The following is a 17,820-nucleotide window of genomic DNA, read 5'->3' as shown; positions in this document are numbered from 1 at the left end:
CCCGGCCGACACCGGGTTTTGGTTCTGCCGCGCGCGCGCAGAAGGCGGGCGGCTTGTCGGAGCCGCCCGATCCCTCAAACTCCCCGACAGGAGAGCCTGGTGAATAAGTTCAAGATAGTGGTGGGAAAAGAGCCCCACACATGCTCCGTAGAAATGAACGGCTTGCCAGTCGAAGGCATCTGCCGGGTCTCGTTCGACCTCTCCTCGGGCCAGAAAGGCACGATGCTTCATTTGGAGATCATGGGCGAGATCTTGGTTGAAGGTGAATTTCGCGACGATGCCATTCTGCAGGTGAGGCAACCAGCGCCTGATGTCCGGCTCGTCTCCCCCTCCAAATGAAAACCCTTCCGACAAAGGAAACCGACATGACCACCATCAAGCTGGCCAGCCTGAGCGCTGACCTTTCCAGGGAACGCGAAGGCGACTGGATCCCGGTCAAGGAATGGCATGGGCTCGACCCCGAAAAGCCCTTTGAAGCGACACCGTTGCCCGGGCTCTCATTTTTTGTCCGCTCGACGCTGTATCCGGACTATGTCACGGCGCGGCAGGATGCTCTGGAAAAACTGAAGCAGGACTATCCGGACGATAAGGTTCCGGCGGATGTTCAGGCCAGGATTGAAGGTCAGTTGTCGGTCGAGCACCTTCTTCTCGGTTGGAAGGGCCTCGACGTCGAGTATTCTCTCGATCTGGTCGCCACCATTTTGGTCGCCGAGGAACATCGTGTCATGCGGCAGATGATCTTTTGGTGCGCCGGCCGTGTCGGCAAGAAGAAGGTCGAGTTCGTCAAGGCCGCAACAAAAAACTAGCCGCGGCCTTCCGCTACGATCTCGAGCGGAAAGGCCAGAACCAATGGCTGGCGAAGATCGCCGCCGAATTCCCGCTGGAACTGCCGGCGGCCAAGGTCCCGACCCGGCCGGAAGAGGCGCGTGCCGAATACTGGCATCAGTTCTACTGGCAGGCGTGGGAAGCACTCCGTTTCGACCGGCAATATGGCGCGATGGGCGGGGAATCGCCGATCAGCTTCATCGCCTACGATGTCTATGCCCGCCGCTACCGTATCGAAGGCGAGGCCTTCGATCGGTTCCTCGCATTCATGACCGCCATCGACACCGAATGGCTGATCCACGTCGCTGCAAAAGCAAGGGAGGCTGAGAACAAATGACCATACAGCTCTCCCGCCTGGTGACCTCGGCTGAGATCGACGCCTCGAAATACAAGACCGGCGCCGATCAGAAGGTCGCCGCCGATCGCGCTATGGTGGCCTCGGCGCAGGCTGTCGGTCAGGTCATTGCCGCCAACGACAGTAAAATCAGCCAGTCCGGGGATGTCGTCGGTCGCCTGGCGCGGACATATCTTGACGGCCAGCGAGAAGCTCAGAAGTTCCAGAACGATCTTCGTGCCCTTGGTCGCCAGTTGGATACCGGCAAGGCATCGGTAGAATATGCTGCGACGGTTCTTGTCGGCATGAATCAGAAGCTTGGCCTGACGGCCAACGCCTCGGAGCTTGCGGCCAAAGGACAGACGCAGCTCGCCGCCGCCGTCGGTGCCGCGAACGCCCAGATCGAAGGGCAGGCTTCCGCGTTGGCGCATGCGGCTTCGGCGCATCAGGCAATGATCGCGCAGGCCCGGGCCGATCAGCAGGTGGAAAACGGCCGGCAGATCGCGGCATCGAACCAAGGCAAGTTCAACGCTGTCCTAGGCGTCCAGACCACACCATCGACCAGCGCCCGTTCGTCCGCATCGATTTTCGAAGCCGAGTTCGCGCAGCTTGATCAAATGGCGCAACTGCGGGCACAGCAAGCCGGGGCACTTTTCGCCGACCAGTTCAATTCGTCGGTGATGGCTAACTCCGGCAAGTCGGCGCGGGCCTCGGCATCCGTGTTTGACGAAGCCGGCCGCGAAGCCGATCAGATGGCGGCGCGGGTTGCCGCACTTCGCGCCGAACTCAACCCGCTTGCGGCGGCACAGGATCGCGTCAACGCCGAGCTGGCCGAATATTCGGCGCTGGCGGCAAGGGGCGCGATATCCGCCGATGAGTTGGCGCAGGCGCAAGCCATGGCCCGAAGCCGGATGGCCGCCAATCAGAATGGTGGTGGGAACCACCCCGCGATCGCCAACGCGACATATCAGTTTCAGGACATTGCCGTGACATCGGCGATGGGCATGTCGCCGATGATGATTGCGCTTCAGCAGGGCACTCAGCTCGGCATGGCAATGGAGACTTCGCTTGGAGGTCGGGGGGCAGCCGGCGCCGCCAAGATGCTAGGCTCGGCCGTGCTCGGCCTGTTCAGCCCGATTAATCTCGTCGCCGTCGGTCTCACCGCCGTTGTTGCCGTCGGCATCCAGTTCGGCTCGAAGCTGCTGCCACAGACCAAATCGCTGAAGGATGCCACGGAAGCCCAGCGCAAGGCTGTCGACGAACTTGCCGAGGCCTACGGCATGGCTGGGGTCAAAGCGGAGGACTTTGGAAAGAAGTCGCAGGCCGCAGCAGCAGCGGCGGCGCGGCGCGAGAACGAGACGCTCAGCGAAGCCGCGAAGGCAACCAATCGAGACACTCTCGATCAGCTCGCCCGATTCGTCGTGCCCGGCTACCATCAGTCCGGCTCGTACCAAGCCCGATCCGAGTTCTCCGATTTTGCCGCTCCTATCGCGGACCTCAGCAAAGGGCTCCAGACCGCCCATCCCGATTTCCAAACCTTCGAACGGGACACGCAGGCGATCGTCGACAAGAACCCAGGCCTGCAGGGCATCCGTGACAAGATCATGGGTATCGCCGAAGCGGCCATGGCGGCGTCGGGGAACCTCGACGGTACCGCCAAGGTGCTCGATCGTATCAACCAGATCCGGCTGCCGGAGAAAGGCATCCTTCCGAAAGGCGCCGCCGGTGACGAACTCGCCGCTCGTGAGATCGGCGCGAAGTATCGAATGCAGCAGCAGTTGGATGCCGACCAACTCAGTCTCAATGCTCGCTCGCCGCAGGAATTGGCGGCGGCCGCCCGCGCCCGTGCTGCCGCAACCGTCAACCCGGACGAGACCGCAGGCACCAGGTCAACCAGGATCGAGCTCGCCGGCAAGCAGGCTCTAATCGAAGCCGAGCACGCGCTGAAGGAAGCACAAGACCAGCGCAAGCGCTCGCTCGACCAGACCTTGGCCTCGGGAAAGCTTGACGCCGATCTCATCGGCAAGACAACGGCGGCCACAGAAGGTCTCCGGATGGCGTTCCAACTCGAGCAACAGGTCCGCGAAGAGGCCGCGCGTAACAACGTAGCAGCCGATGAAGCCGAGATCGCCCGCATCAAGGAGAAGGCCGCGGAATACGGCAAGCTGCGTGCCCTCCAGCAGGCGCGCGACACCATCCACGGCCAGGAGATCGACCTCGAGACGCAGCGCGCCGAGCTCGGCCTGATCGGCGAGAACACGCTAGCGCATGACCGCGCGATCGCCGTGCTCAAGGCGGAGCAGGAGATCCGCAAGCTCGGTATTCCGCTCTATGGCGAAGAGGCCGAAGCCATCCGCAGGAACACTGCCGAACTCGCAGCCCTGGCGGAGGCCTCGGCTAAGGCGAAGCTGGCGGCCGACCTCAATTTCGAGCGCGAGCAGCAGTTCCGCTCGGCGCAGGATCAGCAGATCGCCTCGCGGCAGCAAGGTGCCGGCCTCGCCGTCGACCTCAATTCGCCGGAGGCGCAGCAGATGCGAGATATCGCCCGTTTCGCCGACGCCAAGGGTCTCGCCGTCGGCTTCCTGACCGATTTCAAGTCCGAGATGCTGCGCAATGGCGGCGATGTCGGCAAGGCGCTGGGGGAGGCGGTTCTCAACGCGCTGACCAAGTCCATGGACGATCAGCTCGGCAAGCTCATTGACATGTTTGGGAGGTGGCTTGCTTCGGCGCTGACGGGGCAGATGCCTGGCGGTGGTGGTCTCGGCGCAGCAGCTGCCGGCGCGGTCGGTGCCATCGCGAACGACAATTATGCACCTGGCGCGGTGACGCGCGCGCCGCTCGCTGCAGCCGGCGGCAGCGCTCTGTCGATGGTCGGCAACTACAAGGCCGGCGTTGATCCCAGGCTGACCGACATTCTGAACTCGGCCGCTCTCCAGACCCCAGGCTACAAGGTTGATGCCTTCTCCGGATACAGGTCGGGCGACCCCCGCTTTCACGGTCGGGGTCTGGCGACCGACGTCAACCTGACTGATCTCGCGTCGGGAAAGAGCCTCGGAAACTATCAGGACGCGAGCAGCTTCCGCGCGTATGAGGAGTTCGCCCAGAACGCTCGCAAGGTTCAGATGGCGAAGTATCCGGAGCTGAACGATGAGTTCCGCTGGGGCGGCTACTTTGGCGGGCCAAAGGGCAAGTATGGCGCCATGGACCAGATGCACTTCGACCTCGGCGGCGGCAAGGTCGGCATGGGCGGCGGCTCGTGGGCGGGCGGTCTGAACGACAACCAGCGTGCGCTCTTCCCTGGTGTCGAGAGCTACGGCATCGGCGCGTCGGCAAACACGGCAACGACAGCGCTCGACAAGATGTCAACCAATGCCATCACCGCATCCCAGAACCTTGGGGGCCTTGGCGGCTCCGTCACCAGCGCAGTCGATGCGCTGACGGGCGGCGTCGGCGGCAAGGGCGGCCTTGCTTCCATCCTGGAGGGTCTCAAGCCTGGCAACTTCACGCCGGACCCTGGCGGCTTTGCGGCCATGTTGGGGATAGGCGCAGGAACTCCAGCACCTGCCGCCGGTGGCGGAGGCGGCTTGCTTTCCATGCTGCTTGGCTTCCTCCCAAAGCTGTTCGGCTTTGCCGACGGCACCGAAAACGCTCCGGAAGGCTGGGCATGGGTCGGCGAGCGCGGCCCGGAACTGCGCAAGCTGCGCGGCGGTGACGTCATTCGCAGCCACGGTCGTTCGATGGATATGGCTGCAAACGCGAACATGAGTGCAAGCGGCGGCGGACGGGGCCAAGAGGTCAATCTCCACGTCAATGTCTATGGCGGCAGTGGGGACGAACATATCCGCCTGCTGGCAAGGCAGGGCGCCCAGCAGGCCATCGGCGATTATCACGAGGCGCAGGCCAGCGGTGGTTTCGGCGAACTGCAGCGCCGCTACAACTCGCAGAAGGGTTGAGCAGAATGGGTCGCTACACAGGCCTGCCCACGCTCGACATCGGCTTCATCAAGGCGTCGGAAATGTCGTTCGACACCAAGGGCGGCGGCCTCGAGAGCGGCAGCAACGGGCTTGGCGAATCCGTCACCATCGAAACCACCGGCGGTGGCGTCTTCGTCGCCAGCTATGAAAACTGCTTTGCGCAGCGGCCGGAGGAGCACGAATACATCAACTGGGTGTCGGCCCGCATGAACGGATCCTTCCGCTTCATGAACGTGCCGGTGCGATCGGACTGGATGGGGCCGTTCCCGCTGTTCAATGGTGTTCCCAAGCCGATCATCGGCGGTATTCCGCATTCCGACGGTTCGCTGTTTTCCGACGGCGCCGGCTACAGCCAGGCGACGGTGTTCGGCACTGTCGCCGCCGATGCGGCGCTCAATGCCGGCCAGGTCACCATCAACATCTATGGCGCTAGCCGCACCCTGCGCTGGTCGGACTGGTTCTCCATAAGTCATCCGGTCAAGGGCTGGCGCACTTACCGCTACTGGGAGACATCGGACCCGGTCGACGTCACCGAGACGATCGACGGCGTCGTCTACACCGGCTCGCAATACCTGCTGTCGCTCGACCGTCCATTGCGCGAGGCGGCCGTGGCCGGCACCCGCATCGAGTTCGCCCGGCCGCGCTGCGTCTGCAAGTTCCCGGTCGGCTTCACACTCGCCTGGCGGGCAAAGGGCTTCATGCAGGCCAGCGTCAGTTTTCAGTTCGTCGAGGCGTTCTGACCAATGGCCTGGCAGGATCTGATCGGTTCGTACTCGGTCAACTATGTGCCGCAGCCGGTGCTGGATGCGATGGCGACAAGCCATATTCTCGGCATCTTCTTTCGGCTGGAGACCGATCCCGGTCTGCATATCTGGGCGGGCGTCAACGACATCCCGGCCGGCTTCGACAGCATCGACGAAGACACCGTCTATCTCGGCGGCGGCCGGCTGCTGAACATCCCGACTTTGGAAGTGCTGGTCAACGGCCAGTCGAGTTCCGTGGAGTTCGGTATCTCTGGCATCGACCCGTCCACCGCGCAAAAGGTGTTGGACACCATGCCGGATGTGCGCGGCAAGGACCTGAAGATAGGCTTCACCACGCTCGACCAGTATTACCAGCCCATGTCCAGCATCGTCGCGCTGTGGACCGGGACGGCCTCGCACCCGACGGAATCATCTCCTGCCGTCACCGGCGGAGAGAACAAGAAGACCACCCTGAGCCTGGCCGTCGTGTCGGGCACCAACACCAGGTCGCGGGCCTCTCAGTCGCTGTGGACGCCGGCGCACCAGAAGGCGTTCTATCCGACCGACGAGTTCTGCTCGAACATCGCGAGACTTGGCCGCGGCGTCGCTCCGGCATGGCCGAACTACTGAGGCATCATGACCCTCGAGGAATATATCAGGCTGCCGCACCGGTGGCGGTGGGGCGGCATGGGCGGCGAGGATTGCACCACGTTTTGCGCTGGTTGGGTGCTGGCGAGGACGGGCAAGGATCCCGCCGCCGATTTGCGCGGGACATACTTCGACGCCGACGGTGCTGATGCCGTCCTGCGGGCCGCTGGCGGGGTTGGGGCGCTGGTCGGGGCCAAGCTCGGCGCCTTGGGCTTCCAGCGCGTCCAGCAGCCGCATGACGGCGATATCGGCATCATCAGCGCCATGACTGGCTTCGATGCTGCCGGCATGGTGGTCAAGCACATTCCCGGGATCAAGTTCGGTCCGCTCTGGGCGGTGCTGTCGGCGCGCGGCCCGATGGTCAAGAAACTCGACTGGACGGGCAGGGCATGGCGCATCGCATAACCCCGCTCGAGGCTGCCATCCGCGAGGCGCTGAAAGGCAAGCCGGTCTCTTACAATCCTGGCATCGGCGCATTCGAAACGACGACGACGCAGGAGTTCCTCGCGTCCGGATGGAACGGCGAATACCAGTGGCCGGTTCACAAGGACCCGATCTTCGTTCCGATCTTCACCGCTATTCTTGGCGGGGGCGGGATCACCTTCGGCAGCACGACCATCACCTACGCTGCGATTGCCTCCGCCATTGTCACCACCGCCCTGACGGTCGGTCTTTCGTACCTGCTGGCTCCGACCCCGCCGAAGCCGGAGGATGGCCGCCAGCCGCTGACACAGGCCATTCCCTACCGATTCTGGGGTGTCGGGCGGGCAAGGCTGGCCGGGGCGATGATGCTCTGGGAAACCGCAGACGATTTGATGATCTCCGTGCAGGCGATCGTCGCGCATCGGATCAACGGCTACATCGATTACTACTTCAATGACGACAAGATCGTGTTGACCGGCAACGATGTCAGCGCTGCCCATGGCAATCGCTACGGCACAACGAGATGTCAGCTTTATACCCGGATCGGGTTGACCCCTGAAACGGCCATCTCGGAAATCGTCGCCTATTTTGGGGCGGATGATATATGGACCGTCAACCATCGCGGCGATGGCCAGGCGTACATCGGCATGGTTGCCAAATCGCCTCAGGCCGAAGACTTTCAGTCGCTGTTCCCCTATGGCAAGCCGGCGCTCTCGGTAGTTGCCGAACTGGCTTTGTGCTGGGATTTTCGTGAGCCGTTGCAGGATCCTGAAGACCCCTCGACCTGGGTCTTCACGGAAAACCCGGCCATCCAGCTGGCCTGGCACGAGTGCTTCAACCCGTTTGGGACAAAGCGGGATTTCAGGAAGGCGCTGCTGCCGGTGCTCGACATGTGGCAGGAGGAGGCCGACGTCTGCGACGAGCTCATAGCGCGCGCTGTTGGCGGGTCCGAGAAAAGGTATACCTGCGGCGGCTTCGACACCACGGAGCATGATCCAAAGGCCGCGACCAATGCCATTCTCGCCGCATGTGATGGCTGGATGTGCGAGCGCGGCGATGGTGCCTTGCTGTTCGTCGCCGGCAAGTTCCGCGAGAAATACGTTGCCACGCTGACCGATGCCGATATCGTCGGCTACACCATCCAGCACGACGTTCTGCCGGAAGAAGAGGTCAACCGCCTCGTTCCGAAGTTCACCTATCCGGCGACGGATTACACCTCGACCGATACCGACTTCTTCGAAGATGTGCCTGCCCAGCTGCAGGCCGGCCGGGTGTTGCCGCAGGATGCCGCCTATCTCTGGGTCAATCAATGGCGCCAGGCGCGCCGTCTGGCCAAGCGCGAGTTCGCCCGCCTGCGGCAGAAAAAGCGCGGCTCCCTCGACGTCCGCTTCACCGGCATCAACGCAGTCTATGCGCCGTGGGTCAGGTTGCAGACCCCGGTAAGCATTCCTTCCATGGACGGGAAGCTGATCAACAACCGCCGCTCGGTGCTGTCGGTGCAGCGCGGCGGCTTCCAGATGACCTTCGTCGTCATGCCGGCCGACATCGATGCGTGGACCCCGGCAATTGACGAAGGATCGGCGCCGCCAGTGCCGCCGAAGCCGGAATCGGATGGCGTGCCGAGCGCTGTGATCGACACCGTCTATGCCGTGCCGTCTGCTGGTTCCGCCTATATCCGCGTCGCGATCATCGACCCCAACACCGCCGATGTCACGACGGTGCTGCGTTATCGGATCGTCGACACCGGCGGCGGTGTTCCCGGCGCTTGGATCGAACAGAAATACCCGGATGCCGTGCCGGCTGCCGGCCTGATCATCGTCAACACCAATGCGGTGCCACTGGAAACCCAGATCGAGGTGCAGGCCGCGTTCATCGGGTCGAACGGGAAGTATGGCACCTGGTCCGATTCTGAAATTGTCTACACGACCGGCACCGATGCCAGCTTCGACTTTTCTGTCGCCACCAACAGCCAATTCATCTTTGACGTCTAGGAGCCGACATGGCCGGAACAGCAGCAAGCTATAAGGACGCCTTGGCGGCAACGCGAAACCGCTCCGTCACCACGGTCGGCGGTCTCGACATCGCCCGGACCATCGCGGTTGACGAAACTGATGTGCCGGTGCCGCAGGCAACGTCGACCCTTCAGACCGCAGCCAACACCAAGCTCGACACCATCCAGGCCGATCTCGCTGCCGAGGCCATCCTTCTTGGGGCTGTAACAGAAACCGCGCCCGCCAGCGATACGGCATCGAGCGGCCTAAACGGTAGGCTGCAGCGCATTGCGCAGCGGTTGACGTCGCTGATTGCAGGCCTGCTTTCCGCCACCGCGATGTCGGACGCTGCACGAGTGCCGGTGTCACAACTTGATGGCCTGGCGGTCTCTGGGTCGGCCACCAGTGCCGCCGTCCTCTTTACCCAGGACATGCTCGGCTATGAAAGCATCGTCGTTCAGGTTACGAGCATTGGCGTTGGGAACACGGTAACTTTTGAGGCAAGCGCCGACAATACGAATTGGTTTGCATGCGCAGGGCTTCGATCGCTCGATATCGGCTCGGTTGCCCCACAGACGACCACAACCGTAACGGCGCTCCTCCAGTTCCCGCGCAAGGCCCGATATTTCCGCGCGCGGGTTTCGGTTTATGGGTCCGGCACGGTAACGGCCGTTGGTGAACTTAGTAAGGTCTCGGTCAGCAGTGTTGCTGGCGTTAATGTCGCAAATAACTCCCTGCCGATCGTTGGTGCGGCCGCGCATGACGCGGCGATCTCTGGCGCGCCGCTTCGGGGTGGCGCGCGTGCGCTGACTGCAAACTATACCGCGGTTCAGACCGGAGATGCGGCCGATCTGGTGGCGACCCTTGTTGGCGCTCTGATCCAGAAGCCATTCTCTATTCCAGAGGCGGATTGGTCTTATGCCGCAGCGTCTGGCGGTGAGGTCGGCACGGCCGACGTGCCGGTCAAGGCGGCGGCAGCGGCTGGTCTGCGCAACTATATGACATGGCTTTCCGCCGAAAACGTGCATGCCACGGTCGACACCGAAATTGTCGTCAAGGACGGTTCGACGGTGATCTACAGGGGCTTTCTCAAAGCGCTCGGGGTTGGCCCGCTGCGTATAAGCTTTCCTTCGCCGCTGAAATCTACCGCAGCGACCGCGCTCAATGTCGCCAACATCACGACTGGCGCGCAGGTCTATTTCAACTGCGGCGGCTACGTCGCGCCATAGACCTAAATCAGGCGCGCGCCCTGGGGTCACTTCGCTCATCCGAACGAATGCCACTATTTTTTGAACGGCCGCCTTCTTGGCCGGACCTGGAGAAATTCGCATGGTCGACCTTGCCAACACGATCTGGGCTGACGGACCGAGCGCAGCTCCATCGCAGCCGACGAAATCACAAATCCGCCAGTGGGGAACATACCTTGAATCCCTCGCCACTCTCGCGTTCACGAACGGCAAGGTCTACGCGACGAAGGCTGCGCTCGACGCCGACCTGACGCCGGCAGCCAATACTCCAGCGCTGGTGTCGGGCGACCCTGGCTACGACGGCCTTTACATGAAGGTCGGCGCATCTGCTACCGGATCGTGGTCTCGCCTCCTGGACTTCGTTCCGGGCACTCAGATCGTCCACGCTGTTGATGCTGGGGCAGGGACACCGAATGCCATTGTGGCAACGACCAGCATAGGCTTGTCGGCATCCGGTTCCCAAATCGTCCGCCTTGATGTCTTTGAGGCCAACACGGCGTCTCCAGTCACAGTTGCCTTCAATGGCGGCTCCGCGCTGACTATCAAGACGGCCGCTGGCAACAATGTTGTGGTGGGCGGGCTCACGGCCGGTCCGGTGCTTGGCTTTGTATCCGGATCCACTTTCCGCCTGTTATCCGACCAGGCTAGCGCTGCGATTCAATCCGCAGCCGAAGCCGCCGTGGTTTTGGCCGGCGCACAGGCCGATAGGGCAGAAGCGGCACGCGACATCGCGGAAGGCTTCGCCTCAGATATCGTCAGCCAAGGCAACGTGCCGATCTACGCCACTCGCACAGGCCTGGGCTCGCTGACAATCCCTGTCGGGATCAACAATATCACCCTGAACGGCTACGCATCGAATAGCGATGGTGGAGAAGGCAATTACCGGCGCGTCCTATTGGCCGACCTGACCGGCATCCCGACGCAGTGCTATAAACAGGATGCGGCCGGCGCCTACTGGCTTGATAGCGACAAGAATCCGCAGCCGCAAAAATACGGCGTCGTCAGCGACAATTTTGTAACCGACGACACCGCTGCATGGAATGCCTATTTTGCCGCGATGGCGGCACTTAACCGGCCGATCAAGATCAAGAGCTTCATCCGTTCGAAGATCACCGATACCCTGACCCTGCCTGTCTATGGCTTGGTGAGCGGGACGACAGCTTCTGCCTGCTATGTCGATCTGAGCAACGTCACGTTCAGGTATAGCGGGACACGGACGAAGGTCGTTCTCGATATCGTCGGGACTGCTGCCCTGCGTTTCTGGGAAAGCACCTTTTTGCTCCCCTGTGTCGTAGCAACCGGCGCGTTGCAGTGGCCCGCCACCCTCCAGACTGCCGACACCGCCATTCGCATGAGCTACGGCTTCTTTTGCAAGGTTGTTGAGAATTTCACCTACGGCTTCACCAAGGGCATTGAATACGTCAACTTTCCATATACGAAAATATATGGTCTGCATATTTCCGATGTTAAGTTTCAGCGCATCTTTACAACGTCCGGAACAGACCCTAACGCCGGATTTACCAATGCGTGCCAAGTTTTTGGAGGACGCCACGGTTGCACATCTTCTGCCGCACTACTTGGCAATGCGTACGGCCAAGTGTTTACTTGGAATAAAGTCGCCTCTTACCGTGGCAACAACAACCACGCCTTTCATGATCTGATCTTCGAACTCGGCCAGCCAGCGGGCGCGACATATCGCTGCCCGGTCCTGTTCGATGGCGTCGGCATCTACAATAAATTTACCGGCAGCCGCTTCGAGAGCTGCAAGGGACCGATGATGATCTGCGATGGCGGTCTGGTCAGCGGCGCTGCTGGGCCCTCCGCGTCCTTCAACGAGTTCGATGCGCCATGGAACAACTCTGCCGGGACGGTGCAGAAAATCTCGATCCTGCAAATCAACGGCGCGGTCGGCAACACCATGACCGGGCCGGGCGCTGTGGCCCATTCTTGGCGCCGGGGTGGACTTGGTAAGTTGCTGAAATCAGCCGGCGGTGCCGGTGCAGCGTACCTAAAGGGGGATGAACTCTTCCTCGTGGAAGGAGCTGGCGCTACTCCGATAAAGAAGCGGGTCACTACGTCGGCCGCCTCAATTGGCGCCCACAGAGATGCACTGCTTATCGCAAATGGAACGCGAGTTGGTGTGGCTGTTGATACGTCTAAGATTAAGACACTCCGTTTCCGCTACGCGGCGCAGGATAACTTCCCTGGCCGGCCTGCTTTCTACGCTTTCGACGCTGCGGGAGGGGCATTGACAGGTACCATCACCGAACTGCCCGCGACCTATGGCGCGGCCGACTGGTTGACGGCTGGCGAACTGGCGACGTGGGGAACTGAGCAATACGTCAAGGGCGGGTTTGCCTTCAACTCCACCCAGCCAATCCTGACGAACGGTCCGCCGGCTGCAGTGCAGGCTGATCTTGCCTATGCGAAGGATCTCTGGATTACGGTTCGGGATGAGGTCAAGACCCTTCATATGATGGTCGGCGGCGGGACAAACCCATGCGTCCTGCAAGCACTCGAAATCATTGGCTATAGCCATATGAATGCACCAGGGGAAGCCTACCCGACAATCACCGGGCTTGGTGCAATGCGTGTGTATTCGCCGGTCGATGATGATGGGGAAATGGCATTGGTGACAGCCGATCCTGTCATAGCAGGTGGTCATGGATTTTATCCTGCCGGCTCCATCATGGGTATGCGCAATGATGCTCCGGCGGCAGCAGCGGCAGCGATGTATTTCGCGCTCACAACCGGCTGGCTTGCGCCGGCATGGACGATCAGCACCGTCTATTCTGTCCCCGGCCAATTGGTCGCCAACGCCGGCAATATTTATCAATTGGTGACTCCCGGCACATCGGCGGGGGCTGGCGGCCCGACCGGGACCGGCACAGGAATCGCCGATGGCGTCGGGACGACTTGGGATTACATCGGCGTCAAGCCGACTTCCGGCGCTATTATTCGGACCTAGACTAGCGAACTTTGCCATTGCCTAAATAATTGGCAGACCCTATACCCAGAGACGGGCAATTATTCTGGGGTGGGGCAGGGGACGTGGAGCACGTAACACCGGGCAATATTAGCTATCAGAGATTAACGGCTCTGCTCTGGCTTACCGTCTATGTCGTTTGCTTTATGCACGCTTACATCAGTTGGGGAACAGTAACGTTTTTCTATCTCGGACTTTGGTACAACTACGATCTCGTCAATGCCCTGCTGGCCTACAGTATCATAGCCTTGTTCGGGTGTATCCTGCCAACATCGCTCAATCGATATTCTGATTTCGCCTGCTGGATCATTTTCCTGATCATTTTCATCCCGGCGATATTGTGCATCTCTGTTCAAGGGTTCGAATCGTTTAGTGCGCCCGGCCTGATGCTGTCATTGACGGTATCGTTCCTGTTTATGATCTACATTCCGAGAGTTCTTATTTTTCGCCAAGGTGTCATCACGCAACGCTTTCAATCCGATCGGTTTCTGTTTCTGTTCATGGGGGTCTATTTCGCTGCGGTTGCGTTTTATTTCTACGAGTTCCGGGGAATGCTGAGGTTTTCCAGTCTTGAATCGCTGTACACTCAGCGCGCTCTATTCGCCGCGGCTGCCCCTAGTACACTCGCCTTGTATCTGACGGGCTGGCTATCGAACGCGATGAACCCTTACCTGCTGGCGGTGGGCATGTTCGACCGGTCCCGGCGATGGTTGCTGCCCGTTGCCATAGCGGGCCAGGTCCTAGTGTTCATGGCGTTCGCCGGCAAGGTGATGCTGGTCATGCTTTTTGTCGTGGTCGGGTTTTACCTCTTCGCGATCAAGAATGGCCGCATCGTGGTTTCACGCCTCACCTTCGGAGCGGCGGCGCTGGGCATGCTGGTTTCTGCAATCCTCATCGTTACGGGGGATCGGCCGTCAGGAGTTGCTTTCGACGTCGTGTCCACGATCTTCATGCGGACGCTCGCCTTGCAAGGGGCAATGGTAGGGGTTTACGCGGACGTGTTTTCCGACAGCCCTCTAACCTATTGGTCACATTCGAATATCCTCAACCTGTTCATCGAGTATCCCTACAAGGTCCCGTTGGGGTTTGTCGTTGGCATCCGGCTTGCCGGCGGCGACGGCTTCAACGCCAATTCGAGCTTTTGGGCAAGCGACGGGCTGGCGGCGTTCGGCATGATCGGCGTCATGATCGTCGGGATTGTCTTCGGCGTGCTGCTCAGTCTTGCCAATAAAGTGGTGACGCGTGCGCGGCTTGCCTTTGCCGCAACTGTGTCGCTGCCGTTTCTCATGCAGGAGGCGAATATCCCGCTGCTCACCGGCCTCGTAACCGGCGGCGGGTTGTTCATGGTGGCGATGATCGCATACGGTATGCCGGCTCCAAAGATGCGCAGGATGGCGCCTTACGGCCCGCCGCGCGGCTCATTGGCGGCGCGGCAGTTCGCGGGTCAACTGAAAGAGCGTATCGCCAGGTAATGCGGAAACTGTGGTTCTTCGCCTTTTTTGCCCTATTCGCGACCGGCTTCATGGTTGTGATTGCAAGGATGGGCGTTGACGTGAGGCACGTCGAAGTGAAGCCGGCGGCACTTAAGCCTATGACCGGCAGGCTCACGGTCCGTTCGCTGGACGACATGTCGCTCTATACCACGTACTACACGAAGATCGTCCTGTGCGGCGTTGAGCCAAGACCGATCGTGTCGGCCAGGGACGCGGCGACAGCGGTGCAGACGTTTCAAGGGAACACCCTCACTTGCAAGCCTGTCGGGCTGGAGACGCCTTGCGATGGCAGGACGGCGCCGAAATTCAATGGCGCAATCGTCGTGCAATGCTTCCTGCCTGATGGCACCGATCTTGCGGCAAAACTCGTAGAGACGGGGCTGCTTTGCGGCCTTCCCGCCCAGGCTGGCGGCACCTACAAGGCCTGCATTTACTGACCCGAGATTCGTTCGAAGGCAAAGGTCTCTTCGGCGGTCTTTTCCTTTCCGCTTCTAATCCGCAACGCCATTAGGCGCTCAACCCCCGCAGCCAAGTTAATCCAGCAACCTGCCCGTGAGGGCGGAAAGGAACTGCTATGGACCGAAACGTTCCCAGGGGAGCGGCGATGCTGCTCGACTTCATCGGAAGCATCGAGGCGCCGCACGGCTATGATACCGTGTACGGCAACAACCAGGCCAAGCTGCCGAAGCCGCTTACCAGGATGACGATCGACGAGGTGATCGCGGCCGGCTCAAGCTGGACGAAGCGGTTCGGTAGCTCGGCCTGCGGCAAGCTGCAGTTCATGAAGGCGACGCTTCAGCGTCTCAAGAAGGTTCTGGGCTTGATCGGCAAGGAACTGATGGACGGGCCGATGCAGGAAGCTCTCGGCTATCAGCTGCTCAAGGAACGCGGCTTTACCGAGTTCATCGCCGGCCGGCGCTCTCGTACCGCCTTCGGCCTGGCGCTGGCGCAGGAATGGGCGTCGTTTCCGGTGCTGCAGGCGACCAAGGGTGCGCATCGCAAGGTGGCCCGTGGCGAGACCTATTATGCCGGCGCCAGGCTGAACAAGGCCCTGCTCGCTCCGGAGCGGGTCGAAGCAATGCTTGACAAGGTCAAGGCCGCGGGAGGCGCGACGGCCGCCGCTCCGCAGCCGCCGGTCGCCGCAACGCCTCCTGCGGCCCCGCCCGTGGCGGCAGAGCCAGCCACTGCGGACGCTCCGGCCAAGGAAACGATCGCGCGCGTGCAGCAGCAGCTGAAGGATCTCGGCTACACCGAGGTCGGCGGTGTCGACGGCAAGGGCGGCACAATGACATCGACCGCGATCCGCGCCTTCCGCGCCGAAAACGGCTTGCCGGACGGCGACGGCATCGACGACGATCTGCTGCTGGCGCTGCAGAAGGCCAAGCCGCGCGTGCTGGCGCCGGCGCGCACCGATGCCACGCCAGACGTCGTGCGCGAAAAGGTGCCGGAGGTCCGCACGAACTGGTTGACCAAGGTCGGCGCTTTCTTCGCCAGCATTTTTGCGCTGATCGGCAGCTTCTTTGACGGCATTCTCGGCAATCTCGACCAGGCTTCCGGCGTCATGCAGCCGGTGAAGGATGCCGCCGGCGACGTGCCCGGCTGGGTGTGGATGCTGGGGATCGCCGTGGTTGCCGGCGGGCTATATCTCATTGCCCGCCACGGTGAGGCCAAGGGCGTCGAGGCGTTCCAGAGCGGGGCACGGCGATGAGCGAGGTCAAGATATCGTGGTGGGAGCCGACTGATAGCGAGCGCCAGTGGCTTCGCCGGTATACGTCGAGCGACCAGCACAAATGCTCGGCGACGGGCGGCTATTGCAATGCCATGTTCGAACTTGGCGAAGCCGACATCCTATACACCAAGGATGGCTATATCGCCGGCGACAGGGACAACCGAAAGCCGGCCGACGGCGACCATCGCTGGCCGAAGGCCTGCAATGCCTGCGGTCGACCGTTCGGCGACGACGATCCGCATCAGCTCTTCGGCAAGCAAATCTACATCTGCGAGGCGACAGGGGAACGCTCTACGCTCGATAAGGTGCCTGTCGGCGGCTGCTGGGACGCATGGTGGATTTCCGAGCGTCGCCGGGAGGGTCCGACCGGCTCCGGCTATATGGTTGGTCCTGATCATCGATCGCTCGTGGTGAAACTGCCTGGCAATCACGACTGGTATATCGATAGCCGCGCCAGTAACTGCACGAAGCCGGACGAAAGCGAGCATTCCTGCTGGGTCCGCCATGGCCGCCCTGAGGATGGCACGCTGCATGTCGACAAGGACGGCAACACCTGCGCGGCAGGGGCGGGCTCGATAGCGGTTCCAGGCTTTCACGGGTTCCTGCATCACGGCGTCCTGAGGGATTGCTGATGTCCGCGCTCATCGGAATCGTCGCCGGCTTTGTGGGCGTTCCACGCCCGCTCGCCTGCATCCTGGCATGGGCCGTCATGCTGCTCGCGATCTCCGGCACCGCCTTTGGCGGCTACGAGCTCATCAAGCATTGGGGAGCGCAGGAAGTGCGCGACCAGATCGAAAAGGACAACCAGCATGCGATTCGCAAAGGCATTGAAGCCAGCCGGTCTCTTGACGACTGCATTACTGCTGGCGGGGTGTGGGACTTCCGGCGTCAGCGGTGTTCCGGCGCTACGCTTGGCCCTCGGTAACAGCTTGGCGGGCGCTGAGGGCAAGACGGTCGAGGATCAGAACCGCATCGACCGCACGATGGCGCCGGGCTGCGCGATCGGCCTCTACAAGCCCGGCGAATGCGATCGCCACTCAAAGGCGAGCGGTGCGCGCCGCGCCGAACTGAAATCCTGATTGGGCGGGAGAACCGATGCCGGAAACAGATCCGCTGGCGTTGCCGCAGCGTTGGCGGGAGCTCGACAAGCGCACCATCGAAATGGTGGCGCGATGCAACGAGGAAGAGCGCGAACGTATCATCCAGATCAGTCATTTGTCGAAGAAGCAGATGGACCGGCTGGACCAGTTCCTGAAGCTGCCCGATGACAAATGGGAGGCGGGCTTCCGGATCGTCACCCGCTCGGTGATCTTCAATAAGACGCTGCGCTCGGCGCCCAAATTCGTGCTCGGGCTTGCCGCCGTGCTGGTGGCGCTGAACCAAGTATGGGCGCTGCTGGCGCCCTATCTGAGGTCAATCAAATGAGG

17 protein-coding genes are annotated in these 17,820 nt (G+C 61.5%); all 17 read left to right on the top strand.

Features of this window, described 5'->3' with window-relative positions:
- The first annotated feature begins 99 nt into the window (after positions 1-99).
- Positions 100-339: a hypothetical protein gene (locus tag NKH78_RS20975; RefSeq protein WP_352883723.1), complete on the top strand. Its 240-nt coding sequence runs from the start codon at positions 100-102 to the stop codon at positions 337-339.
- 26 nt (positions 340-365) lie between these two features.
- Positions 366-806 (top strand): hypothetical protein, encoded by a 441-nt coding sequence (locus tag NKH78_RS20970; RefSeq protein WP_352883721.1) that lies wholly within the window; start codon positions 366-368, stop codon positions 804-806.
- Positions 746-1,162: a phage tail assembly chaperone gene (locus NKH78_RS20965; protein ID WP_352883718.1), complete on the top strand. Its 417-nt coding sequence runs from the start codon at positions 746-748 to the stop codon at positions 1,160-1,162. The genes NKH78_RS20970 and NKH78_RS20965 overlap by 61 nt, the downstream gene beginning before the upstream one ends.
- Positions 1,159-5,112 (top strand): phage tail length tape measure family protein, encoded by a 3,954-nt coding sequence (locus tag NKH78_RS20960; RefSeq protein ID WP_352883716.1) that lies wholly within the window; start codon positions 1,159-1,161, stop codon positions 5,110-5,112. Before NKH78_RS20965 ends, NKH78_RS20960 begins: the two co-directional genes overlap by 4 nt.
- Positions 5,113-5,117: 5 nt before the next feature.
- Positions 5,118-5,873 carry a hypothetical protein gene (locus tag NKH78_RS20955; protein WP_352883713.1) on the top strand — a complete coding sequence of 252 codons (756 nt, stop codon included), beginning with the start codon at positions 5,118-5,120 and terminating at the stop codon, positions 5,871-5,873.
- 3 nt (positions 5,874-5,876) lie between these two features.
- On the top strand, positions 5,877-6,506 hold the full coding sequence (locus NKH78_RS20950; RefSeq protein ID WP_352883711.1) for a hypothetical protein: 630 nt from the start codon (positions 5,877-5,879) through the stop codon (positions 6,504-6,506).
- A gap of 6 nt (positions 6,507-6,512) precedes the next feature.
- Entirely contained in the window at positions 6,513-6,929 is a 417-nt protein-coding gene (locus NKH78_RS20945; RefSeq protein WP_352883708.1) for a DUF6950 family protein, read from the top strand.
- The gene (locus NKH78_RS20940; RefSeq protein ID WP_352883706.1) at positions 6,914-8,938 is read left to right on the top strand and encodes a phage tail protein; all 2,025 of its coding nucleotides are present in this window, start codon (positions 6,914-6,916) and stop codon (positions 8,936-8,938) included. Before NKH78_RS20945 ends, NKH78_RS20940 begins: the two co-directional genes overlap by 16 nt.
- A 128-nt stretch (positions 8,939-9,066) precedes the next feature.
- Positions 9,067-10,167 carry a hypothetical protein gene (locus NKH78_RS20935; protein WP_352883704.1) on the top strand — a complete coding sequence of 367 codons (1,101 nt, stop codon included), beginning with the start codon at positions 9,067-9,069 and terminating at the stop codon, positions 10,165-10,167.
- Between the two features lie 100 nt (positions 10,168-10,267).
- Positions 10,268-13,153, top strand: a complete 2,886-nt coding sequence (locus NKH78_RS20930) for a hypothetical protein (RefSeq protein ID WP_352883702.1) — start codon at positions 10,268-10,270, stop codon at positions 13,151-13,153.
- An 83-nt stretch (positions 13,154-13,236) separates the two neighbouring features.
- Positions 13,237-14,643: a hypothetical protein gene (locus tag NKH78_RS20925; protein ID WP_352883700.1), complete on the top strand. Its 1,407-nt coding sequence runs from the start codon at positions 13,237-13,239 to the stop codon at positions 14,641-14,643.
- An 80-nt stretch (positions 14,644-14,723) separates the two neighbouring features.
- Positions 14,724-15,101: a hypothetical protein gene (locus NKH78_RS20920; RefSeq protein ID WP_352883698.1), complete on the top strand. Its 378-nt coding sequence runs from the start codon at positions 14,724-14,726 to the stop codon at positions 15,099-15,101.
- Positions 15,102-15,238: 137 nt separating this feature from the next.
- Positions 15,239-16,372, top strand: a complete 1,134-nt coding sequence (locus NKH78_RS20915) for a peptidoglycan-binding protein (RefSeq protein ID WP_352883696.1) — start codon at positions 15,239-15,241, stop codon at positions 16,370-16,372.
- A complete protein-coding gene (locus NKH78_RS20910) occupies positions 16,369-17,025 on the top strand; it encodes a hypothetical protein (RefSeq protein ID WP_352883694.1) in 657 nt (218 codons plus the stop codon). The genes NKH78_RS20915 and NKH78_RS20910 overlap by 4 nt, the downstream gene beginning before the upstream one ends.
- Positions 17,025-17,318, top strand: coding sequence for a hypothetical protein (locus tag NKH78_RS20905; protein ID WP_352883692.1), 294 nt, complete (start codon positions 17,025-17,027; stop codon positions 17,316-17,318). The genes NKH78_RS20910 and NKH78_RS20905 overlap by 1 nt, the downstream gene beginning before the upstream one ends.
- A 4-nt stretch (positions 17,319-17,322) precedes the next feature.
- On the top strand, positions 17,323-17,472 hold the full coding sequence (locus NKH78_RS20900; RefSeq protein WP_352883690.1) for a hypothetical protein: 150 nt from the start codon (positions 17,323-17,325) through the stop codon (positions 17,470-17,472).
- 16 nt (positions 17,473-17,488) lie between these two features.
- On the top strand, positions 17,489-17,818 hold the full coding sequence (locus NKH78_RS20895) for a hypothetical protein (protein ID WP_352883688.1): 330 nt from the start codon (positions 17,489-17,491) through the stop codon (positions 17,816-17,818).
- The last annotated feature ends 2 nt before the right edge of the window (positions 17,819-17,820 follow it).

The organism is Mesorhizobium sp. M0910 (assembly GCF_040319465.1).
In the GTDB taxonomy this organism is placed as follows: Bacteria; Pseudomonadota; Alphaproteobacteria; order Rhizobiales; family Rhizobiaceae; genus Mesorhizobium.
The sequence above is the reverse complement of the archived record's forward strand: the minus strand, read 5'-3'. Positions and strand labels throughout refer to the sequence as shown.